Source organism: Thermosporothrix sp. COM3 (assembly GCF_059696735.1).
The window spans coordinates 4,597,049-4,619,855 of record NZ_AP019376.1 but is presented as its reverse complement, the minus strand read 5'-3'; the positions used below and the strand labels follow the sequence as shown (position 1 = coordinate 4,619,855).

Sequence of the window (22,807 nt, the reverse complement as noted above, 5' to 3'; positions counted from 1 at the left end):
CCGGCTGAGTTTTGTGGGAGGTTGCTCCTGTTCACGGAGAGAACCACCCTCCGTGAACAGCGTGTCACTGATCGATTTTGGGCTTGACGAGGTCCAGATACCAGTATGGTTGACGTTTGCGTAGCATGGGCTTGCTGCGGACTGAGTTGCCTGGAATGCTGTCCTGTATGGAATAGTCCAGCTCTCCGGTCAGTGAGCCTGCCATATCTCCCGGCGCGTATCCGAGGGTATGGGTAGTGCGGCGTCCGGTGCGCTGCTCGCGCGTATCGATCGTCATCAGCATCAAGCCCGGCTCATCCTCATCGGCGATCACTTCATTGGCTCCAGTGGGCGAGAAGATGCCACTCAGGCCATTCGCCCGGGCATCGGCGTGCTGTCCGCTCCAGTTGGTCACTGCCAGATAGACATTATGCTCGGCGGCCCGAATGCGCCAGAGATAATGCTGTGGTGGCTCTTCCTCTTCAAAGCCCAGAATGCTGGGAATGGTAAAAGTGGGAGCTGTAAAGGGCAGAGGCACAGGGTCTGGGAAGTCGAGCAGCGTGGGCGCACAGACCAGATCGGCTCCCTTGCTCGCAAGCACACGGATCGTTTCAGGGAAGAGCGCATCATATCCCGTTGTAAGTCCAATACGCCCTGATGGCGTATCAAAGGTAGGCAGTCCGGCATTTCCAGGTGTTGCCCAGAGGCGATCTCGTTCGGTGAGATGGAGCTTGCGATAGGTGCCATAGACGCCCTCAGGGTCAATCAGCACAACGGAATTATAGTAGTGTCCATCGGCATATTCAGCGACGCCGAGGACCATGCTGAGTTGCAGTTCTTCAGCGAGTGTGGCAAAGGCTGCGGTCTCGGGACCAGGGATTTGAATTGCGCCTCGCTGGATATAGTTGCGGTACTCCTCATCACTCAGGTTGCCCTGTTGTTCGCGTGGTAGCGGGCCGGGTAGGAGCAGTTCGGGAAGCACTAACACGTCCGGGCAAGCCGGGCCACTGTCTTTAATAACAGCACGAATCAGGTTCCCGAGTGCTTCAATTGTTGCCAGGTTATTGCTTGTAGTACTGCGCGTAAAGGTGCCCAGACCGAGCTGTAGAAAGCCAACACAGGAGAGCTGCCCCGGTGGAAGGCTGCCCAGTTCATACAGCCCATGATAACGGAGTGGTTCCCAGAGATAGGTATTATCAACAAGCTGAATATACTCGGCTGGTCGCCTATCTTTCAAACGATCTCCCCGGCTAACCGCGCCCTGTCCCCAGACCTTCTGGCGACTTGCTTGCAGGTCAATCTCTCCGTAGACAATGCCGTCTCCTTTGCTGAGAAAATCTTGCAGGGTGCCATCTGGGTTAATAATGCAGCTTCCGCCGCTAAACTGGACGCCTCGTTCGTTCCCGTAGCGGTTGGCGACAACCACGTACAGGCCATTTTCCAGCGCTCGCGCCATCCACCAGCCCATTACCTGCTGATCACCTACCTGACTGGAAGGCAGGAGCAACACATCTGCGCCGTGCAGGGCGGAGAGGCGTGCCGACTCACAGTAGAAGGCATCCTGTGACATCAGGCCGCTCAAACGACCGAGCTCTGTATCCCAGACCGGTACTCCTTTATCCCCATCCCGTGCCCAACGTGGTTCTGACATATATGAATGTATTTTGCGGTACGTCCCTGTTATCCCTTTTGGCCCGATCAGTACCATACTGTTGTAATATACCTGTGTAAGGGGGTCAACTTCAGGTAGTGCGAGCGCGATAGAGCAGTGATATCGTGCAGCTAACTCCTGGAATTGCTGGCTTGTTGGTCCGGGAATCGATTCGACAAATGGTTGAATTTCCTCGCGTGATGTCCAACAGTAGCCGGTTGTGCCCATCTCCGGCAGGACAATCAGACTGGCCCTGTTCTTTGCCGCTTCTTCTGCCAGATGGAGCAAGTCGCGGACATTCTTTTCTTTCTCCCCGAGCGTTGGTTCATACTGAATTGCAGCAACACGATAGCGAAAGGGGGAGGGTATGGGATTACTCATGTAGTCTCCTGGCTAGGTAACTGTGCGAAAGGTCCCTCGCTTTTTGAGGCCAAAGGGCTTGGTTTTATGACTGGCTAGTAGGCAGTCTATCTCATCATCGTTGTATTATAGCACTTTGCACGCTTCACTGTATAATTTTCTTGTCGCTTGCTTAGTACTTTCGCCCCAGCGTTTGAAAGTGCTTGCAAGGTCATAATTCTATGATATTCTCTCACAAAAAACTATTTACAGGTTGCGCTTCTCTATGGTATGCTATAGGTATGTTCTACCGGTAGGCAAATGAGATAATGTGACCGTGGACACAAGACATGTCTTCTTACTCAAGGACATTCAGAGAGGATACACCGGCGGCTGAAAGTGTACCTGTAACCCGAGAAGAAGATACCCCTTGTCAGGTCTGTACCGAGACAGTAAGGTACACGGTAAAACCCCGTTAACGGTTTTGACCACGAGTGCTTTCTGCGCTTGAGATGGTCTCACTTGAGTTCTGAAGAGATTGGAAGAGCTCAAGGAGATACGTTATTGCGGAAAGAATCTGGGTGGAACCACGGAAAGTATTGAGCCCTTTTCGTCCCAGTGGGGATGAAAGGGTTTTTTTGTTGTTCTGTCCGCTACAGTGAAGATGCCAGGAGAGAATAGATGTCTTCCGCTGAATTAGATCTGGAAAAACAATCGGTGCATTATTCGCCTATTCAGCGTATGCGCCATTCGGCTGCACACGTGATGGCGGAGGCCGTTCAAGAGATATTCCCCGATGCCAGGTTCGCGATTGGTCCAGCCATTGAAGATGGTTTCTACTACGATATCGATCTTCCACGTCCGTTGACGCCTGAGGATTTGCCGGAAATCGAGAAACGTATGAAGCGCATTGTGAAGGCGAAACATCCGTTTGTGCATGAGATGTGGCCGCGTGAAAAGGCGCTCGAATACTTCCGTCAGAAGGGCCAGGTATATAAGGTTGAGATTATTGAGGGACTCCCTGATGCAGAGGTCGGCATGTATCGACAGGGGAACTTCCTTGACCTTTGCCGTGGTCCGCATGTTGAGAATACGGGACAAATCGGTCCCTTTAAGCTGATGCGGGTTGCTGGTGCCTACTGGCGTGGCGATGAGAACAAGCCAATGTTGCAGCGCATCTATGGTACGGCCTGGTTCTCACAGGAAGAGCTTGACCAGTACCTCTGGCGGCTGGAAGAGGCCCAGAAGCGCGATCACCGCAAGCTCGGGCGCGAGTTGAAGCTGTTTGTGATGCATGATGATCTCCCGGCGGGTGTGCCAATGTTCCTCCCGAATGGTGAGATGCTGCGTCACCTGATGGAAGGCTATGTGCGTGAGCTTCAGGAGCGCCACGGCTATCAGCACGTCTGGACGTCGCATCTGGGCAAAGTGCGCCTGTATAAGACGTCGCGCCACTGGTATACGTATCGCGAAAACATGTTCCCGGTTATGAAGGGCGAACAGGAGCAGCTTGAGGATGATGCCTACATTCTGAAGCCAATGAACTGCCCGCACCATATCACGCTCTATAAATCGCAGCGCCATAGCTATCGTGAGCTGCCGATTCGCTACGCCGAGTTCGCCACGCTCTACCGATACGAGAAGGCTGGAACACTCTCCGGTCTGGCCCGGGTGCGCAGCCTGACGCAGGATGATGCCCACGTCTTTATGCGCCCCGATCAGGTTCAAGAAGAGTTTAACCGGGCGATCGATCTAACGCTAGAGGCCTTCAAGACGTATGGTCTGAATGATTATTGGGTGCGTCTCTCGCTGCGTGATCCCGAGAAGAAAGAAGAGTATATCGGGAGTGACGAGATCTGGCAGGCCGCAGAGGATGCTTTGCGTGATGCTGCGCTGGGGAAAGGCCTGAAGTATGAAATTGGTATCGGTGAAGCCGCGTTCTATGGCCCGAAGATTGACTTTATGGTCCGTGACGCGCTTGGTCGCGAGTGGCAGTGCTCAACGGTGCAGCTTGATTTCAACCAGCCCGAGAACTTTGAGCTGGAGTATATCGGCGAAGACGGCCAGCCGCACCGTCCGGTGATGATCCACCGTGCGGTAACGGGATCGACAGAGCGCTTTATGGCAATGCTGATCGAGCACTATGCTGGCGCATTCCCGGTCTGGCTTGCCCCGGTGCAGGCGATGGTGATTCCGATTGCTGACCGTCACGCTGACTACGCCTATAAGGTGCAGGAGCTGTTGAAAGCCATCGGGCTTCGGGTTGATGTGGATGTTCGCGGCGAGCGCATGAACGCGAAGGTTCGCGATGCGCAGTTGCAGAAGATCCCCTACATGCTTGTTGTTGGCGATAAAGAGGCCGAAGCCGAGGCCGTCGCGGTTCGTTTGCGCACGAACAAGAATCTCGGTGCTGTGCCTCTGTCGCAGTTTATCGACAAGGTATCCGAACTGGTACGTACGAAGAGCCTCGCGCTCTGGGACGAAGAGGCATAAGGTCTGATATTCCGGCATCCTCCTGAAGGAGTCAGGAGGATGCCGGTTCTTTTTATGCCAGATATCGATAGGCCGGGAGTGTCAGAAACTCAACGAAGGTAGCAGAGGTAACCAGCTCATCGAGGATGCGAGCGGCATCCTCGAAACGCCCGGCGCGTAGTGCTTTCAGCCGAGCAAGCTCTTCATCCAGAAAGCTGTGGAATAGCTCAACCGTTACCTTGCGCCCATCGCCGAGAATTCCCCGTGGGTGATGGAGCCACTGCCAGAGCTGAGCGCGAGAGATCTCAACCGTTGCGGCATCTTCCATCAGATTGTTGATCGGCACGCAGCCAGTACCGCGCAGCCACGACTCAAGATATTGCAGGCTGACACTGATATTGTTGCGCACTCCGCCCTCGGTGATCGTTCCCTCTGGCACCTTGAGCAGATCGGCGGCGGTTACCTGTACATCCTCGCGTTTCCGCTCAATTTGATTGGGCCCCTTCAGGACAGCGTCAAACTCGGCCCGCGCTATAGAAACCAGTCCGGGATGTGCTACCCATGTGCCGTCGTGCCCGTCAGTTGCCTCACGGCGCTTGTCTTCGCGGACGCGTGCTAGCGCCTCTTCATTGGCCTGAGGATCATGCTTGATCGGAATCTGGGCTGCCATTCCACCAATAGCAGGAGCGTTGCGCCGATGACAGGTCTTGATAGTCAACAGGGTATAGGAGCGCATAAAGTGTGTGGTCATGGTTACCTGCGCCCGATCGGGATACAGGAAGTCCGGGTGATTGCGAAACTTCTTGATGGCACTAAAGATGTAATCCCATCGTCCACAGTTGAGCCCGGCTGAATGCTCGCGAAGCTCGTAGAGAATCTCATCCATCTCGAAGGTGGCAAGGATGGTTTCAATCAGGACGGTGGCCTTGATGGTGCCCTGCGGAATGCCCAGTTCTTGTTGTGCCTTGCTAAAGATATCGTTCCAGAGCCGCGCTTCGAGGTGGCTTTCCAGTTTGGGCAGATAAAAGTATGGGCCTGTGCCACGTTCGAGCAGGGCGTGCGCGTTGTGGAAGAAGTAGAGCGCGAAATCAAAGATCCCGCCAGAGATGGGTTTCCCATCGAGCAGGACATGCTTTTCGTCCAGGTGCCAGCCCCGAGGACGAACCAGCAGCACAGCCGTTTGCTCGTTGAGCTGATAGTGTTTGCCTTCTGGACTGGTATAGCTGATGGTGCGTCGCACCGCGTCTCGAACGTTGATCTGTCCCTCAATGGTGCCGGCCCAGGTGGGTGAGTGAGCATCCTCAAAATCGGCCATAAAGACTTTGGCTCCGGAGTTGAGCGCGTTAATGATCATCTTGCGATCGACTGGCCCGGTGATTTCAACGCGGCGATCCTGGAGGTCTGCGGGCAGGGGCGCAATGGTCCAGTTGCCCTGGCGAATGTGCGCGGTTTCGGGAAGAAAGTCGGGCAGTGTTCCGGCATCTATTTCGGCTTGTCGAGCGGCGCGGCGCTGTAAAAGATCTGCCCTCCTTCCTTCAAAGGTGCGACAGAGCAGAGCCACAAATTCCATCGCAGCCGGTGTCAGGATCTCGGCAAATGCGGGCGAAATTGGCGCGGTGATCTCGATACCTGCGGGAAAACGTACAGTTTCCTGACTGGTCATACTTTCGTCCTTCTTTATCACTTGTGCGGGAACAAACTACAGAAAGACGCAGGAGTGTGCTATTCACGTCTACTGATACACACTCCTACATCTTATCATAGAAGCGTACTGTCTGTCTTACTGGAACTGGGTCGTTTCAGTTGAACCTGTGAGGGCCACTGTAGAGGTTTCTCCGCCCGCAATCACCTGCGCCACCTCGTCGAAATAACCCGTCCCGACTTCGCGCTGATGCCTGGTCGCTGTATATCCCTGCGCCTCAAGCTCGAACTCTGCCTGTTGCAGCCGGGAGTAGGCGGCCATGCCCTCCTGTTTGTAGCTCTGGGCCAGCGTGAACATGCTGTAATTCAGAGCGTGGAAGCCTGCCAGCGTGATAAACTGGAACACGTAGCCCATTTCACTGAGACGCTGCTGAAAGGTGGCAATAGTTTGCTCGTCGAGGTGCTTTCGCCAGTTGAAAGAAGGTGAACAGTTATAGGCAAGCAGTTTGCCGGGATAGTGTGCATGAATGGCATCGGCAAAACTGCGGGCCTCATCCAGATCAGGCGTTGAGGTTTCGCACCAGATCAAGTCGCAGTAGGGAGCATAAGCCAGACCGCGTGCAATTGCAGCCTCAAGGCCTCCCCGTGTTCTGAAGAAGCCTTCAGGAGTCCGCTCACCCGTTAAAAATGGTTGATCGTTTGGATCAATATCAGAGGTAATAAGCTGTGCGGCGTTGGCATCGGTGCGGGCAATCAAGATGGTGGAAACGCCCATAACATCAGCGGCAAGACGGGCAGAGATCAGGTTCTTGATCGCGGCTCTGGTCGGGATCAGGACCTTGCCGCCCAGGTGCCCGCATTTTTTCTCGGAGGCTAGCTGATCCTCAAAATGAACGCCTGCAGCCCCGGCTTCAATCATGGCTTTCATCAACTCAAAGACATTGAGGGGACCACCGAACCCGGCTTCGGCATCGGCGACAATGGGAGCAAACCAGTAGATATCATTTTTGCCCTCGGAATGGTGAATCTGGTCGGCTCGCTGGAGGGCCTGATTGATCCGTTTCACGACATGGGGAACGCTGTTACTGGGGTAGAGGCTTTGATCCGGATACATCTGCCCGGCAAGATTGGCATCGGCTGCTACCTGCCAGCCACTGAGATAGATTGCTTTAAGTCCAGCCTTTACCTGCTGGACAGCCTGATTACCGGTCAACGCGCCGAGTGCTGCAATATAAGGTTCAGTGTTCAGCAGGTGCCATAATCGTTCGGCACCCAGGCGGGCCAGGGTGTGCTCGATTGAAATGGAGCCGCGTAAGCGCAGAACATCTTCTGCACTGTAGGGACGTTTGATCCCTTTCCAGCGAGGATCATGTGTCCATTGTTCTTGAAGGGATTGTGCCAGGGAGTCAGTCGTCATGATGTATGCTCCTCATCTCTACATGCTTCAACTTTGAAGCGCTGCACAACAAACAGTAGAAACCAGCGTCTACGCGTGAGGATGACGCAAGGGAGACCCCTTTGTCTCCCTTGTATCCTGGCGGAGACTCCTTTGTCCCCAGAGATTGTTTTCTACCAAAAGAGTACCACGAAGAAGCTCAAGCAGTCTATATTTTTACTTCGCAAATTCTGAGGTTATCCATAACCAAATGCTTATGTATCTGAAAAGAAAAGGCCGGTTCAGCATGAGAAGTCGCTGGATACTCGTTTCTGCGCTCTTTTCCCAGAAGCAACTGTTTAAGTTACAGCACCACTATTGGCAGCATGGGGGGTAGGCGTATCCCTGTGAGGAGGCCTCGGACGAAATGAAGAGGCAAGTTCTCACAAGCAAGCGAATATTCAGAGAGGAAGAGGATATCTGACTCTATTGTCGCCTGTACTGCGGTCGATGCAAGGAAGGGCGCACCGAATGTGCTGGTAAGGAGGCGGCTGGCGGCCTTTGGTTGGGTTTCGGAGCCACTTACCAGCACCTGGCAGGGACAACGTGAAAAAGCGCAAGTGTGCATTTGTCAGCTCAAGGCGAGCGCGAGCTGTACCCACAGGTTGAGCGAGAGATCAAAGCACTGCATCTCTGTGATGAGCTGGAAAACATCGTTCATGCAATCGTGGTAGGAAGCAGGGGTTTATCCTCTTCATGGGATTGAGCTGGAAACGGGCTAGCCGAAGAAAAAGACGGGTTCCCCTCTTCATTCAGTGGGAACCCGTCTTGTCTTTTGGCTTATGCGCCGTGACAGCGCTTGTATTTTTTTCCGCTGCCACAGGGACAGGGATCATTGCGCCCGACTTTGGGCAGGCTACGTGCAGCTGGAGCAGGCGTTCGCTGCCCGTTCTGACGGTGGCTGTTTGAGCGTGTTTTTACGGGCTGCTTTGTCTCGTCGCTTTTGGCCTGACCACTGGCCTCAGCAATGGCCTCGGCGTTTGTCTGTACATTGCGCGGAATGCGGCGCGGCGGCTCCGGTCGATTGACCTGGATCGTGACCTCATTGCGCAGCAGCTTCAGCAGGTTATCGACGGTATGACGTTGAATGGCTCGTTTAAGCTCTTCAAACATCATATAGGCCTCGTTCTTAAACTCGACCAGAGGATCACGCTGACCGACACTGCGCAGGCCGATACCCGCACGCATCAGGTCCAGCGCGTCGATATGATCCATCCACAGGCGATCAACGATGCGCAGCAGGTTGGTACGCTCAAGCTCGCGGATGGGGTCAATCGTCAGGCCCTGTGCTTTTGCCTGCGTGCGAAGCTCCTGGGCACGTTGCTCGTAGTGGTTGACCACCAGCTCGATGAGCTCCTTTTTCAGCTTATCTTTTTGCAGCGCGTGGATATTGTCTGGAACGATCTCTTCGGGAAGCTCGACCCAGGTCTCCAGCGCCTTAAAGAGGCTGTCAAGCTCTTCTTCATCGCTGATGGCATGGCCTGGAATGTGGGCCTCAACGAGCTGTGCGACCTCGTTTTCGATCATGTGCACGATACGATCATGCATATCGCCATGTTCGAGAATCGTGCGGCGATCAGCATAGATGACGGCACGCTGCTGTGCGATCACGTCGTCATATTCCACCACATGTTTACGGAGGTCAAAGTTGTAGCCTTCAACCTGGCGCTGTGCGTTCTCGATAAAGCGGGTGAAGATCTTGCTTTCCAGCGGAATATCTTCCATCCCGGCTTTTTCCATCAGGCCAGAGACACGATCGGCGGCGAAGCGGCGCATCAGTTCATCATCCAGCGCCAGGAAGAAACGCGACTCGCCAGGGTCACCCTGACGTCCGGCACGACCACGAAGCTGGTTATCAATACGGCGCGATTCGTGGCGTTCGGTACCAATGATATAAAGGCCGCCAAGCTCGATAACCCGCTTGCGATCTTCCTCGCACTCCTTGATCTTCTGTTGAAAGAGCTCCTGCTTTTCCTCTTCGCTCATATTCGCGATATAATCGCGGATTGCCTCTTCCTTCTCCTCACGCTCTTCTTCAGAGCGGGTGGGCATGTCGCGAATAAAGCTGACCGATTCGGCGTGTTTGCGCAGGATCGTATCAAAGTATCCTTCTGGATTGCCGCCAAGCAGGATATCGGTACCACGACCGGCCATGTTCGTTGCGATCGTAACAGCACCACTCCGACCGGCCTGAGCGACAATATGTGCCTCACGTTCGTGGTGCTTGGCGTTCAAGACGTTATGCTCAATCCCTTCGCGTTCCAGCATGGCGGAGAGCATTTCGGAGATCTCGACCGAGGTTGTACCGACCAGGACAGGCTGACCCTCCTCGTGGCGTTCTTTAATCTCGTTGACGATCGCGCGGTACTTGGCTTCCTGATTACGGAAGATCAGGTCTGGCATATCGCGGCGGATCATTGGCTTGTTCGTCGGGATGACGATGACGTCCAGCGAGTAGATCTTGTGGAACTCTTCGGCCTCGGTGAGTGCGGTACCGGTCATACCAGCCAGCTTGTTATACAGGCGGAAGTAGTTCTGAAAGGTGATGGTCGCGAGCGTGTGGTTTTCACGCTGTACCTTCACGCCCTCCTTTGCCTCGATTGCCTGATGCAGGCCCTCGCTATAGCGGCGTCCCGGCATCTGGCGGCCTGTGAACTCGTCGACGATCACGACTTCGCCATCTTTGACAATATAGTCCCGGTCACGCTTATAGAGAATCTCGGCTTTCAGCGCGTTCTCCATATAGCGCGTCATATCCAGGTTCTCTTCAGCATAGATGTTGTCGATACCGGCCATCTTCTCAATTTTGTCAATGCCTGCTTCTGTCAGCATGACGGCGCGGTGTTTCTCATCAACAGTATAGTCGAGCTCTTCTTTCAGGCGTGGGGCCCAGCGTGCGAACTGCGCATACATCTCGGTTGGCTCTTCGCCGGGGCCAGAGATGATCAACGGCGTACGCGCTTCGTCGATCAGGATGTTATCGACCTCGTCAACAATTGCGAAGTTGAGTTCACGCTGTACGGTCTGCTCGAGCGAGGTTGCCATATTATCACGCAGATAATCGAACCCGAACTCGTTATTAGTGCCATAGGTAATATCCGCCTGATAGGCTGCTTTACGCTCTGGTGTGTACGGCTCAATCGCGTTTACCAGAATGCCGACTGTCAGGCCGAGGAAGCGATAAATGTTGCCCATCCATTCGGCGTCACGCCGTGCAAGGTAGTCGTTGACCGTCACGACATGGACTCCTTTTCCGGTCAGCGCGTTCAGATAGACCGGAGCGGTTGCGACCAGCGTCTTACCTTCACCGGTTCGCATCTCGGCGATCTTGCCCTGATGGAGCACGTAGCCACCGATGAGCTGCACATCATAGTGGCGCATATTAATCACACGTCGGCCAGTCTCACGGACAACTGCGAAGGCTTCGGGAAGCAGGTCGTCCAGCGTCTCGCCTGTACGATAGCGCTTCACCATGTCTGGGAGCAGTGCGTCCATCTCTTCGGCCTTCAGCGCAATCAGTTCTTCCTGCATATGATTGAGGATGGTGAGGAAGAACAGCTCCATGTAGCGGTCAGCATTCTCATCAGTGATTTGACCGGAGGAACGCGTTTTCTCGTATGCCGTCCATGCTGTCTCGAAAGCCGCATTGCGCTCATCCTCATCAATATCTTTGAGCAGTGGTTCCACTTCGGTCAGCAGGGCAAAGGTGGTCTTTTTGGGGTCTGACGCCTCATCGGGCCATTCCTGACGCTCTTCGGCAAGATCCATTGCAGCACTGACGCGAAGCTCATTGAGGATAGGAGAGAGTTTTGTATAAGCCTCCTCAAAGCCTTCCGAAAGGAGATCCTGAAGGTGATCTTTTAATTCAGTTTCTGCATCTTTTTTGCGGTCGATTTTCTGCCGGTACTCGGTAATTGCCGCACGGAGTTGGTCATCTGTACATTTCCTGGCAAGCGGCTCTACTTTATCGAGTGCCTCACGGAAGAGCTGTACGAGCTCGTCTTCCAGCACCAGGCCGCCTTTGAGATGGAGAGAAAGCCGTGAGCGGAACTCAGCGGTTTTTCCGGCCAGTTCCTCATCAGAGAGTTTTTTTAGTTCCGGTTCTAAGGCATTGATCTTATCAATGATAGGCTGAATACTCTTTATTTCTCGTTTATTGGGGTCTCCCAGTAGTTTGCTTAGAAGTTGCATAGTGTCTGTTTTCTCCTACTGACCGGCATCGGTGCTGTTGGTAATAGTGTTGGAAATGAAAACTCCGGGTGATGCAATGGATTTCGTGCCTATTATACCACGGATGCTCAGTTTAGCACATACGTTTTTCTTTGTTCTGCTTTGGCTTTATGACCGCTATGATGGGTGCATTCTTGAACGGGGAAATGAGGAAGAAGGGGAAGGCGGAAGGTTGATCCTTCCGTCTCCCGATTTATGATCTGTTTAGCCCCAGCGCTGACGCAATCTGGGCAAAATTTCTTTCGCATAGAGTTTCAGGAAGCGCGACTGATCATCGCCCGGAGCATGGAAGACCAGATGTGTAAAACCAAGCTCAATATACGGGCGGATCTGCTCAATATGTTCTTCTGGGTCATTGGAAACGAGCCAGCGACGATGGGCCTGATCTGCAACCTCTTCGGCTTTGCGCTCCATCTCCCGGGGATCATGAATCGCAACTTTATCTTCTGCTGGCAGCGCCAGAGCGGCCCAGATACGGGTATCTTTCAGGGCGCGATCCCGGTCAGTATCGAAGGAAACCTTTATCTCAATCATGCGCTCGATCTGCTCGGGATCTCTCCCGGCTGCTTTCGCGCCTGCGTCTAATCCCGGTATCAATTTATCCCGATAGAGCTCATCGCCCTTTCCTGAGGTACAGATGAAGCCATCTCCCAGACGACCCGCAAGTTTTGCTGCAACAGGTCCCCCGGCACCCATATAAATAGGTATCGGCTGTGAAGGCTTATCATAAATGGTTGCATTGCGTGTATGGTAATACTTGCCGTCAAATGTGACCAGATCTTCAGTCCAGAGGCGGCGAATAAGTTCTACCGACTCTCCAAGACGGGCAAGGCGTTCTTTCGCCGATGGCCATTCAATATTGGCAACAGCGATCTCATTGAGCGCTTCACCTGATCCTACGCCCAGAATGATACGCCCGGGGGTCAGCACTCCAAGCGTGCCAAACGCCTGCGCTACCACCGCTGGTTGATACCGAAAGGTTGGCGTTAAAACGCTGGTGCCAAGCACGATCCGCTTTGTGCGCTGGCCAACAGCGGCCATCCAGGAAGGTGCGAACGGTGCATGTCCGTCGGTGTGACGCCATGGCTGGAAGTGGTCGCTGATCCAGACGCTATCAAAACCATTGTTCTCTGCTTCAATTGCCAGATCAAGCAGATGTTGAGGGCCAAATTGTTCGGCTGATGCTTTATATCCAAGCTTTAATGGAAAGCGTGCCATTTTTTTGTGATTCCTCCAATGCTTATCCCAATAAAAGGGGAAAAACACCTTCGACCGCTTGTCACTCTGGCCGAAGGTGAATATTCTTTTTAGTGTACCTAAGAAAACGAAAGTTGCTCCCTTTATTTACGGAATATTTGGGAGCTTTTGTCAAGATGAACTGTATACTCTCGTTATTCTCTACTATTAGATCTCTATTCTATTTTAGCCCGCTGCAAGAAGGGCAACCTTTGTTGCATGGTCCAGATGGTCGGGGATCTGGATACCATCCGCGCGGAGATAATGGAGGAATGCCCGCGCCATCTGCGTGAGGTCGGTAAGCATATCTGCGTCGGGGGTTACGTCGTCTTCCCACCACCATTGAGAGATGGTCCAGATACCTTTTTCCAGCCGCGAATCAAGTCGGGCGATAAAGCGGTTCTTATAGAAGACAGGTAGGACATAATAGCCCCAACGGCGTTGTGAGGCTGGTTTGTAGACTTCCCAGATATACGAGAAGTTGAAAAGCTTGCAGGTTTTTGCGATCCCAGAGTAGATTGTCCAGTGGACCAAGAATCCGCATGCGGTCGGCTGGTATGGAGGTGGTATCAAGCAGCGGCAGGGCGCTTGTCGGGATATAGTACGGCGTCTTGAGCGTCTCGATCGTGACCTGCGTGATGGTTCCCTCTTCGAGCAACTCGGCAATAACACGCTTGCGATCCTCGGCTTTGCCGCACACGCTCCAGATAGCCGGATCGGCTGCCAGACGCAGGAGACCAACAGCCTGAATGCGACGCGCTACGATCCAGCGAAGGTAGGCGTCATGGTCGGCCAGGAGAGGCTGCGCGAAATGTTTGGCGGGAATGACGCGCTCCGGTCTATCATAATAGTGGCGGCCATTTTTGCGATGATGGGTGAGCAACTCGCCACAGACCCACATGGCTCGTAGGGCACGATTGATCTGGGTGATACCGTACCAGGAGTTCCTTTCTCCATAGCGTGCCCTTTCCTCAAATTCAAGCGAGGAGAGCGGCCCACGGGAATCAATTGCCGCCATGATGGTACGTGGTAGGTCGGGATGCAGCCCCAGAATCTCACGATCGTGGTAAGGGCGGTGATGGGCACGGATAATTGCGCGTAAGGGCCAATCGCTAACAGGAACAAGGCAGGCCTGTTTATCCCAGGCATCGTAGATCAAGCGATTCTGATAGGCCGCTGTTTGCCAGTCATCCACCTGATAGCCGGGAATACGCGCCTGAAAGACAAGGTCCGGATTGCGTCCAACCGGGTTCAATGGATCATATTGTACAGTGCCCAGTTGCTCAAAGATCGCTGGCAACGTTGTCGGCTGAAAATGGTAGCTCGCCAGAAATTGGCGAGCCTGTGGTAGAGAGAGATGAACAGTCATAGGCTGGTTTCCTGCACTATTATTGAAGAGTTATTGGGCTGCTTTGCGTTGCAACCAGTTTTGAATGTATTCGGTATGCTCCTGATAGTGGCTGAATGTGTTTCCGTCTACGAGTTCCCAGAGAAGATATTTGTCAGTCCAGCATGGAGGCTGATTTAACATCTCTTCGGGCGTCTGCTCAACACTCTGCACTGTCTGAGCATAGGTATCCTCAAACTCTTGTTGCACATCAGCCAGAGAACGGTGTCTGTTCTCCTGAAAGATGCGTTCATTGATCCCATCAATGTCGAGTCCCTGGTCACGATCCTCCGGAGTGATACCCGCCCGCGCCGCTGCTAGATCGTCTATCAGGCGTTTATGCCAGGCGCTCAAATGTGCAATGTTATCTTTGATTGACCATTCACCATTGACTCCTGGTTCCTGTAATTGCTGCTCATCGAACTGAGCAAGGAAGGTTTTGAGGGCGTCATGCCCTTCCTGAATTTTTCTAAGCAATTCTGCTTTTGTAATTGGGTCGGCAGGCATAATGTTTACTCCTTCGTAATATATTGTATATCGTAATATATGCCAGTATACCATATCCTGTGCTAGAACTGGATTTCATGAGCTGGAACGACCCGGACCCGATATTCGCCCGTCTGAAACCAGTTTAAAAGCTCGTTATGATGGCGAATGATCTGTTCTGCTGAGAACGATGACGAATCAGAGGTTGTATGTGCATCGGAGACAAGCGTTACGTCATAGTGATGTGCGGTCGCGCTTCGCGTGGTGCTATCAACGCAATACTCAGTCTGACCGCCAGTGACAATCAGGTGGGTAATGTGGCGCTTCTGAAGCTCAGCCTCAAGCTCGGTCTCATAGAAGGCATCGCAGGCCTGTTTACGGATAACCGGCTCCTCTGGTGCTGGCGCGATAGCTGGATGAAGGTGCCAGCCCGGTGTATCAGGCTCCAGCGGGTCACCAGCAGGGCCATCATGTTGCACATAGAGAACCGGAAGCTGCTTCGCGTGGGCTTTATCAAGCAGTGTGCGGATGGTGTTCAAGGTCTGTTCTGGTTGATAGGCTCCTTCGAGTAAGCCTACCTGCATATCAATGATAAGAAGCGCGGTGTGATCCTTCATGGCCTGGACTCCTTTACCGAATTGCTGAAGCATTCTTTTTGCTTCTCATCTTGAGTATACCAGCATATCAGGTTATAATTTGACCTGTTTAAGGCGGTTCTGTCTGCTGCTCTCAAACCGGAGAACTGTTTCACTTGCGTGGCCTCCGCTCGTTGAGGATGGCGGTTCGCACCATGACCAGGAGCCGCCTGAAGTAGTTAGATGAGAGGGGAGAATGAATGTATTTTCCGACGACACGTGTCCTGACCGTGCTGGAACTCCTGCAATCACGCTCAAAGATCAGCGGACCGGAACTGGCGGAGCGCCTTGAGGTCGATATCCGAACGGTGCGACGCTATATCATGATGTTGCAGAGTATGGGGATCCCGGTTGAAGGCGGGCGGGGACGCTATGGGGCCTACTATCTGCGCCCGGGCTTTAAGCTGCCTCCCTTGATGTTTACTAACGATGAAGCGTTTGCCTTGACGCTCGGTTTGCTGACGGTCCGTAAACTGGGGATGGCTGATGCTGCTCCGGCTGTGGAGGGAGCGCTTGCCAAGCTGGAACGAGTGTTGCCGCGCGGCCTGAGTGATCAGGTGCAGGGACTCAAAGAGGTGCTCAGTGTCGATGTGCGGGAAGTACAGACGCTGACACAAAGTGCGATTATTGCTACGCTGGCGGCAGGGGCGCGTTTGCGCCGTAGAGTCTGGGTACGCTATGGCGCATATGACGCGGGGGCGACGGAACGCGAGATTGATCCGTATGGGCTTGTGTGTCGGGCAGGGTACTGGTACACGGTCGGGTATTGCCATTTGCGGAAGGACCTGCGTAATTTCAGACTGGATCGTGTGGAAATGGCTGAGCTACGAGACGAGACCTTTACCCGGCCAGAGAACTTTGATTGTCTGGAGTTCGTGGTGAAATCACTGCCAATGACGCCTGCTCGCTGGTTCATTGAGCTCTGGCTTGAAACCTCGCTGGAGGAAGCGCAGCGCTATGTCTCACCTGCACTGGCAGTCCTGGAACCTGTTCCGGACCATGAGCGGATGGTAAGCTTTCGCTGCTATGTCAATGAACTGGATTGGATGGCGCATATCGTGGCGGGGTGGCCTTTCCCGATCAATGTTCGTCAGCCGGCCGAGTTACGAGAGGAATTGAAGCGTCTGGCTGATGTGCTGAAAATGCAGGCCGAGAGAACCCTTTAAAGCGTGTCCAGGTCGCGACATGCTCGAAACCATATCGTGCATACCAGTTTTTAGGCCAATCGGCTGCATCGGCTCGCAGGCATAGTCCCTGTAGTCCTGCTGTAGTGGCAAGCTGACAGATGGCGTGCAGGAGCTCATTGCCGAACCCTTTTCCCTGATAGGCCGGGATGATATCGACATCTTGTAGCCTTCCAACTTTGCCATAGGGCGTATTGCAGCATACCAGACCGATGCCTCCAACGATGGCCCCTTCAGCGTGCGCAAGATACCAGGCGCTTTCTAGATGGCGCTGGCGCCAGCGAATATGCTCGATCATGCGTTGAATGGTGCGAGAATCGGTGATGCCGAACGCTTGCTCTCCCTGGAAGCGATAGGCGAACATGGTTGCCCAATCGGCTTCGTTTTGGGCTGGAGTGAGCCCCAGACGCAGGGAATGGATGTCAGGAAAGGCGGAAGCTGGCAGCCACATCCCCCATTCATGCTGCATGCGAACGGTTGGCGGTTGAGGCTCTGGAAAGAAGTCGGCCCATTCACCCGGAGCCAGTACGATCAGCTCGAAGGGGTGGAGGCAGGGAAGTGAGAGGTCTCTGAGTGCCTGACCGGGCTGTTGTATCCAGAGCTGATGAGAGCTGTGCTGATCGTGCCAGGCGCAATTATAGGTAAGCTGCCCCGCCGGAAGCTCAAGGATATGATTGCCTGTTGTCGCGATGTGCCATTCGGTTCGCCAGACAATATCCGCAAGATGGTGCATGGTTTTCTTCCTTTCAACAGGGCTGTCTTCTCCTCTTGAGGGGAATTCCAGAAAAGAAGGAGATAGGTTCTTCTAAGACAATAGAAATAGTGTATATATAGAAAAGCTTTTCTATAGAATGGGTACTCGAATTTTTCGCGAGGGCACTTTATTTTGCCTGCCCAATCGGACAGATTGCTCGAAAGGGACAAGCCTGGCATTTCCGTGCATTCTGGGTTTTCAGAACAGGCTGTTCCTTTTCATCGCAGGTACTCATTGCTCTGAGTTGTCGAAGCACTTTTTTGCGCAGCGCAGGTGTATACTCGACCGTAAAATCTCGGTCGGCATAGCGAAGTATGCCATGTGTTGGCGCTTCATCCGCGTAGTCTTCCAGGATCAAGCAGTACGCCGCTACCTGGATGACATGGTTGCTATACGGTTGCGTCGCCCCTTTGGTAGAAAGCTTGAGTTCAAGCGGCACGAGGCGACCATCCCGTTGCTGAATCACATAGTCAGGCTTGCCGATAAGCGGGTATGCGCTGGAACTGAGCGTTGTTCCCTGGCCATCGGCATCTTTATAGACCAATGTTCCTTCTGGCAAGCGTAACGCCTGATAGTAGGCGGTCTCCCGACGCTGTTGCTGGTGCTGCCGCTCGTTCCTCACCAGGAGGAGCAGGGCAACCGATGTAATAAGCAGAACAAGGCCAAAAGCGATCAATAATGAACCCATAAGCGCTCTTTATCGTCCCAAAAAGAGACCTGCTACGATCAGAATGATGGCAATGAGAAGTATGCAGATTGCAATCAGTGTCAATCTGTGCAACAGATCATTTGATGATGAGTCCGCTTTTAGACCACGTTGAGGGCCATGATCATAGTCGGTATGCTGGTGGATACCCTCATTGAAGGCATTCTGGCGAAGGAGCAGTTGTTCGATCACCTGATACTCAGGAAGGGATGGAGCCTGCGAGCCGTATTCGTGCTCAAGCTCGACCAGACGGGCAAAAAGCTCTTCTGTATCGGCCCGGGCTGTGGGGCCGAAGTGCTCGTACCACCAGGAGAGAGGGCAGTACTCGAACTGCGCAATCTCGCTGGCGGTAAACAGTCGCTGTGATTGAGGTGGACGAGGCGTATTGTCGATGTTATCAATCATAGCGCATCCTGTCAGTGCCTCTCTAGGCGGCAGTGCCTCGCAAGCCGAGCTGATCTGCAACCTCACTCATGGCCTGAATAACATTCGCGATATGCTCTTCAAGCGGAATACCCAGTTCTTCTGCCCCTCGTACCAGATCTTCACGGTTAACCCCGGCGGCAAAGCCTTTCGACTTCATCTTTTTCCGCACAGAAGAGACTTCCAGCCCGATCACGCTTTTATTCGGGCGCACAAGGGCAGTGGCTGTAATCATGCCGGTGATCTCATCACAGGCAAACAGCGCACGTGAGAGCAGGTCATTGCGAGGATTGGTCTCTTTATTGAGGTCGTTATGCGCCAGAATCGCATAGATAATGCGCTCGTCATATCCTTCTTCGCGCAGCCAGTGGGCGGCCACCTGCGTATGGCGCTCTAAATCGGGGTATTCTTCATAGTCGCAATCATGCAGGAGACCTGCAATTCCCCACAGTTCCTCGTCCTCCCCGTATTTCCGGGCATAGAAGCGCATTGCAGCTTCAACAGAGAGCATATGTTTTTGCAGGTTCACGTTTTTGACATGACTGGTCATCAGTCGATAGGCATCTTCTCGTGTTGGCATAGGAAACCTCTACAATTAGCAGAAAATAAAATGATGTCTTTCCGGTTTTATTGAAGCTATTATACTACATCCCGATGGTTCTGCATCCTCCCGCTGTTGGGGCAATCGGAAAAAAGGGGCCAGAAGTCCGCTTTCTCCATCCGTTATTTATGATAGTTACTTCATTTCTAGAAATACTACATTGACAGAGCCTGCATCTTCTCTGTTCTAGATGTGATCTCTGTCTATCCTGAACCGGTTCTTGGATTGCGATGAAAAAAAGACTGCTTGTTTTAGTATTGATTTTTTTTCATTTTATGTGTTATAAATTATCTAACTTTTATAGCTTTCTTCCAGGGATACGAATTGCCTCTTTGTTTGTATTCTTTGGTGGAAACGTTTTCTCCTGATGTGCGCTCAAGATTATCAAACAGGAGGAATTATGGAACGGACCTTTTCTGCATCGGGGAGGATGCGTAACCTGGCCTGTATCCTGTTGCTTATGGCAGTGTTGCTGAGTCTGGCAGGGTGTGGGCTGAATGCCAATGCGAGCGGAGATGGGAAGATCCATCTGAAACTCTGGTACTGGAACCGCTCCATTGATGATAACCTGCTTGCACAGGTGAACAAGGTTTTTCCGAATGTGGTCCTGGAACCACAGAAGATGTCAGATTATGACGCAAAGGTGCGTACCACAATGGCGGCTCATAATGGGGTCCCCGATATTCTGGCAATTAACTCCAACATCTCCATCTATTTCCCGGACGAAGATCAGTTTTATGATCTCAATACTCTGGGCGCGAAAGAGATCAAGTCGCAGTACCTTGAATGGAAATGGAATTACGGTCTGACTCCGAAGAATCGTCAGATCGCTATTCCGATGGATACAGGCCCGACGGCCCTCTTCTACCGGGCAGATCTCTTTGAGAAAGCTGGTCTTCCTGGCGACCCTGAAGAAGTCTCTGCACAGATCAAGACCTGGGATGATTACTTCGCACTGGGCCAGAAGCTCAAGCAGGCAACGAACGGACAGGTCTACGTGGTGGACAGCCTGACCAACCTGTATACGCAGCTCATGTCACAAAGCCCGAAGCTCTACTTCGATCGGGACGGAAACTATATCGGCGATCAGGAGCATGTGAAACGGAATTGGGACCTTGCCGTGAAGGCGTATCAGATGGGCATTGATGGCAAAATTGTCAGCAGTGAGTGGAACAAGGCCGCGAATAACGGGCGTATTGGCGCTTTTGTTCACGCTGTCTGGGAGAAACAGATCCTGGCAGATGCCGCGCCCGATACAAAAGGAAAATGGCGTATTGCCCGCGCCCCCGGTGGTGATGGAAACAATGGCGGCTCCTTCCTGACGATCACCAAATATTGCCAGCACCCGAAAGAGGCGTTTGAAGTAATCAAGTGGCTCCAATCTCCCCAGAACCAGTTAACCGCGTACAAAACCATGCAGCTCTTTCCCTCAGCATTCGATGCCCTGAAATCACCCGAGCTTGCGCAGCCTGAGCCATTCTTTGGTGGTCAGCGCACGACTGAGATTTTTAGTGCGGCTGCTGTAAATGTGCCTAATAGCTATTCTGCCCCTGATGATAGTGTGGTGAGCACCGCGATTACCGATCAGCTCACGCTGATTGAGCTTCAGGGAAAGAATCCCGAACAGGCCTGGCAAGATGCACAGAACGAAGCACGGAGAGTTTTGTTGCGGTAACGATTCCAAACAGGAGACTTGAAGGACGCGTCATTGTAGACGCAAAAGGAGTAGCTAGTTATGGGCAGCTTGAGTCCGGTTGCGACAACGATGAGTGGGAACAAGAGTAGCGCGGGTGCTACAACTGCACGGAAGAACTTTAAGCGCTATATTCCGATGTACCTATCTGTGGCACCCTTTTTCATCCTGTACCTGGTATTTGGCCTTCTACCATCACTGTTCACCCTGTACCTGTCGTTCCAGAAATGGGATGGTATCGGCGAGATGAAGTTTATCGGGCTGAATAACTTTATCTTTGCCTTAACCGATCCCAAGTTCGGCAAGTCAATCATCAACACCTTTCTGATCTGGTTCATGTCCACAATACCGATGCTCTTTCTGGCATTGCTGATGGCCTTCCTGCTGAACCAGCGGAAAAAATCGAAGTTTCTCTATCAGGTAGCTTTCTTCCTGCCTTACGTGACCTCGATTGTGGCGATTACCCTGATCTTTAACTCCTTCTATGGGTCAGAGTATGGCCTGATTAATGTGATACTACGCGCCATTCATTTGCCCGGGATAGAATGGCTTTCTGATCCCTGGGGGATAAAATGGTCAATTGCGATCATGGTCATCTGGCGCTGGACTGGCTATAACGCCCTGATCTATATGGCCGGTTTGCAAAGCATTCCAACGGAGCTGTATGAGGCAGCCCGCATTGACGGTGCAAGTACGAAAGACATCTTCTTTCATATTACGCTTCCACTGCTACGCCCGGTCATTCTTTTTACTGTGATCTCCTCGACAATTGGCGGTATGACCCTCTTCACTGAGCCTCAGGTTATGCTGGGCAACGGTGGCGGTCCGGCGGCTGAGGGCCTGACGATGTCGCTCTATCAGTATGGCCAGGCATTTGTGAGCTTCCGCTATGGCTATGGTGCCGCGGTGAGCTGGCTGATCTTCTTGATCCTGCTGGTGTTCACCTTTATTAACTGGAAAGTGGTCAACCGGGGCGATCGGTAAAAAGGAAAGGAGTCCGAAAGATGATAGGCGTAGCACCGCAACAAAACCATTTGAGCGCAAAGGGTCCCGGCTACTGGGTCAAGACCATTCTGGTTGAAGGTTTGCTCTTGCTTGGACTGATTGCTTCTGTGTTCCCGTTCTATTGGGTCTTCGTCATGTCGACCAACACCACCAGCGATATCTACAGGGTACCGCCAAAAGTGATCCCGGGTGGTAATCTCTGGACCAATGTGACGAATGTCCTGACGAATATGGATTTCTTTCAGAGCTTTGCGAACTCGCTGATTGTTTCTCTTGTATGTACTGTTCTGGCGTTGTTCTTCTGCTCAATTGCAGGATTTACCTTCGCGAAATTTGAATTCCCGGGGAGGAATGTGCTGTTTGCCTTGCTCCTGGGCACAATGCTTATTCCAACTGCCGGTTCAACTGTGGCCTCGTTTGTGATCATGGCAAATCTTGGCTGGATTGGCACATTTCTCCCGTTAATTATACCGGGAATGGCGACCGCCTTTGGTATCTTCTGGATGCGTCAGTATGCCCTCTCGGCGATTCCAAATGAGCTGATTGACGCGGCCCGTCTCGATGGGTGCGGCCATTTGCGGATCTACTGGCACGTCGCGTTGCCAGCGTTGCGCCCGGCGCTCGGCTTCTTTGGCATTCTGACCTTTATTACCTCCTGGAATGACTATCTCTGGCCGTTGATTGTCTTGAATGATCCCAGGATGTACACCTTACAGGTCTCGCTGACCTCACTGAAGGGGGTGTATGACACTGACTACAGCATGATCATGGCCGGAACGTTGATGTCAACGATTCCGCTCATTATTATCTTCTTCCTGGGAGCACGACAGTTTATCGCCAATATTTCAGCCGGCGCGCTGAAGTTCTAGAGCGATAGTCACTGTTGTCGGGTGCAAGAGGCATGCGTCCTGACAATGGATCTGAAAATGAAGATGAAATAACGAGCGCAC

The 22,807-nt window shown here is 52.8% G+C and carries 17 protein-coding genes; 5 read left to right on the top strand and 12 right to left on the bottom strand.

The window, feature by feature from the left end; translation table 11 throughout:
• Positions 1 to 64 precede the first annotated feature (64 nt).
• Positions 65 to 2,011 (bottom strand): nitrilase-related carbon-nitrogen hydrolase, encoded by a 1,947-nt coding sequence (locus KTH_RS19585; RefSeq protein WP_111319212.1) that lies wholly within the window; start codon positions 2,009 to 2,011, stop codon positions 65 to 67.
• A gap of 639 nt (positions 2,012 to 2,650) precedes the next feature.
• On the opposite strand from KTH_RS19585, the gene thrS reads away from it, so the two are divergent.
• The gene (gene thrS, locus KTH_RS19580; protein WP_111319210.1) at positions 2,651 to 4,462 is read left to right on the top strand and encodes a threonine--tRNA ligase; all 1,812 of its coding nucleotides are present in this window, start codon (positions 2,651 to 2,653) and stop codon (positions 4,460 to 4,462) included.
• 52 nt (positions 4,463 to 4,514) lie between these two features.
• On the opposite strand, the gene aceB is transcribed toward thrS, so the two are convergent.
• The 7 genes from aceB to KTH_RS19545 all read right to left on the bottom strand — a co-directional run bounded on the left by aceB (position 4,515) and on the right by KTH_RS19545 (position 15,473).
• Positions 4,515 to 6,104, bottom strand: a complete 1,590-nt coding sequence (gene aceB / locus KTH_RS19575) for a malate synthase A (protein ID WP_111319208.1) — start codon at positions 6,102 to 6,104, stop codon at positions 4,515 to 4,517.
• Positions 6,105 to 6,221: 117 nt separating this feature from the next.
• Positions 6,222 to 7,499, bottom strand: a complete 1,278-nt coding sequence (gene aceA, locus KTH_RS19570; protein WP_111319206.1) for an isocitrate lyase — start codon at positions 7,497 to 7,499, stop codon at positions 6,222 to 6,224.
• 798 nt (positions 7,500 to 8,297) lie between these two features.
• Positions 8,298 to 11,708: a preprotein translocase subunit SecA gene (gene secA, locus KTH_RS19565; RefSeq protein ID WP_497620610.1), complete on the bottom strand. Its 3,411-nt coding sequence runs from the start codon at positions 11,706 to 11,708 to the stop codon at positions 8,298 to 8,300.
• Positions 11,709 to 11,951: 243 nt separating this feature from the next.
• Positions 11,952 to 12,965 (bottom strand): glucose-6-phosphate dehydrogenase (coenzyme-F420), encoded by a 1,014-nt coding sequence (gene fgd, locus KTH_RS19560; RefSeq protein WP_497620608.1) that lies wholly within the window; start codon positions 12,963 to 12,965, stop codon positions 11,952 to 11,954.
• Positions 12,966 to 13,386: 421 nt separating this feature from the next.
• Positions 13,387 to 14,352: a DNA glycosylase AlkZ-like family protein gene (locus KTH_RS19555; protein ID WP_497620606.1), complete on the bottom strand. Its 966-nt coding sequence runs from the start codon at positions 14,350 to 14,352 to the stop codon at positions 13,387 to 13,389.
• A 30-nt stretch (positions 14,353 to 14,382) separates the two neighbouring features.
• Positions 14,383 to 14,877 (bottom strand): ClbS/DfsB family four-helix bundle protein, encoded by a 495-nt coding sequence (locus tag KTH_RS19550; protein ID WP_497620604.1) that lies wholly within the window; start codon positions 14,875 to 14,877, stop codon positions 14,383 to 14,385.
• Positions 14,878 to 14,939: 62 nt separating this feature from the next.
• Positions 14,940 to 15,473: a cysteine hydrolase family protein gene (locus KTH_RS19545; RefSeq protein WP_497620602.1), complete on the bottom strand. Its 534-nt coding sequence runs from the start codon at positions 15,471 to 15,473 to the stop codon at positions 14,940 to 14,942.
• A gap of 218 nt (positions 15,474 to 15,691) precedes the next feature.
• Between KTH_RS19545 and KTH_RS19540 the strand changes: the two genes are divergently transcribed.
• On the top strand, positions 15,692 to 16,657 hold the full coding sequence (locus tag KTH_RS19540; RefSeq protein ID WP_497620600.1) for a helix-turn-helix transcriptional regulator: 966 nt from the start codon (positions 15,692 to 15,694) through the stop codon (positions 16,655 to 16,657).
• On the opposite strand, the gene KTH_RS19535 is transcribed toward KTH_RS19540, so the two are convergent.
• From KTH_RS19535 to KTH_RS19520, 4 genes are all read right to left on the bottom strand, one after another.
• Positions 16,572 to 17,408, bottom strand: coding sequence for a GNAT family N-acetyltransferase (locus KTH_RS19535; RefSeq protein ID WP_497620598.1), 837 nt, complete (start codon positions 17,406 to 17,408; stop codon positions 16,572 to 16,574). The genes KTH_RS19540 and KTH_RS19535 overlap by 86 nt on opposite strands.
• Before the next feature lie 148 nt (positions 17,409 to 17,556).
• Entirely contained in the window at positions 17,557 to 18,117 is a 561-nt protein-coding gene (gene cas4 / locus KTH_RS19530) for a CRISPR-associated protein Cas4 (RefSeq protein ID WP_497620596.1), read from the bottom strand.
• A gap of 9 nt (positions 18,118 to 18,126) precedes the next feature.
• The gene (locus KTH_RS19525; RefSeq protein ID WP_497620594.1) at positions 18,127 to 18,540 is read right to left on the bottom strand and encodes a hypothetical protein; all 414 of its coding nucleotides are present in this window, start codon (positions 18,538 to 18,540) and stop codon (positions 18,127 to 18,129) included.
• A 22-nt stretch (positions 18,541 to 18,562) separates the two neighbouring features.
• Positions 18,563 to 19,138: an HD domain-containing protein gene (locus KTH_RS19520; protein WP_497620592.1), complete on the bottom strand. Its 576-nt coding sequence runs from the start codon at positions 19,136 to 19,138 to the stop codon at positions 18,563 to 18,565.
• Between the two features lie 421 nt (positions 19,139 to 19,559).
• On the opposite strand from KTH_RS19520, the gene KTH_RS19515 reads away from it, so the two are divergent.
• From KTH_RS19515 to KTH_RS19505, 3 genes are read left to right on the top strand one after another with little or no spacing between them, the layout of a single operon-like run.
• Complete coding sequence (locus KTH_RS19515) at positions 19,560 to 20,834, top strand: ABC transporter substrate-binding protein (protein ID WP_497620590.1); 1,275 nt, start codon at positions 19,560 to 19,562, stop codon at positions 20,832 to 20,834.
• A gap of 60 nt (positions 20,835 to 20,894) precedes the next feature.
• A complete protein-coding gene (locus KTH_RS19510) occupies positions 20,895 to 21,836 on the top strand; it encodes a carbohydrate ABC transporter permease (RefSeq protein ID WP_497620588.1) in 942 nt (313 codons plus the stop codon).
• A gap of 20 nt (positions 21,837 to 21,856) precedes the next feature.
• Entirely contained in the window at positions 21,857 to 22,726 is an 870-nt protein-coding gene (locus KTH_RS19505) for a carbohydrate ABC transporter permease (protein ID WP_111319184.1), read from the top strand.
• Positions 22,727 to 22,807: the final 81 nt, after the last annotated feature.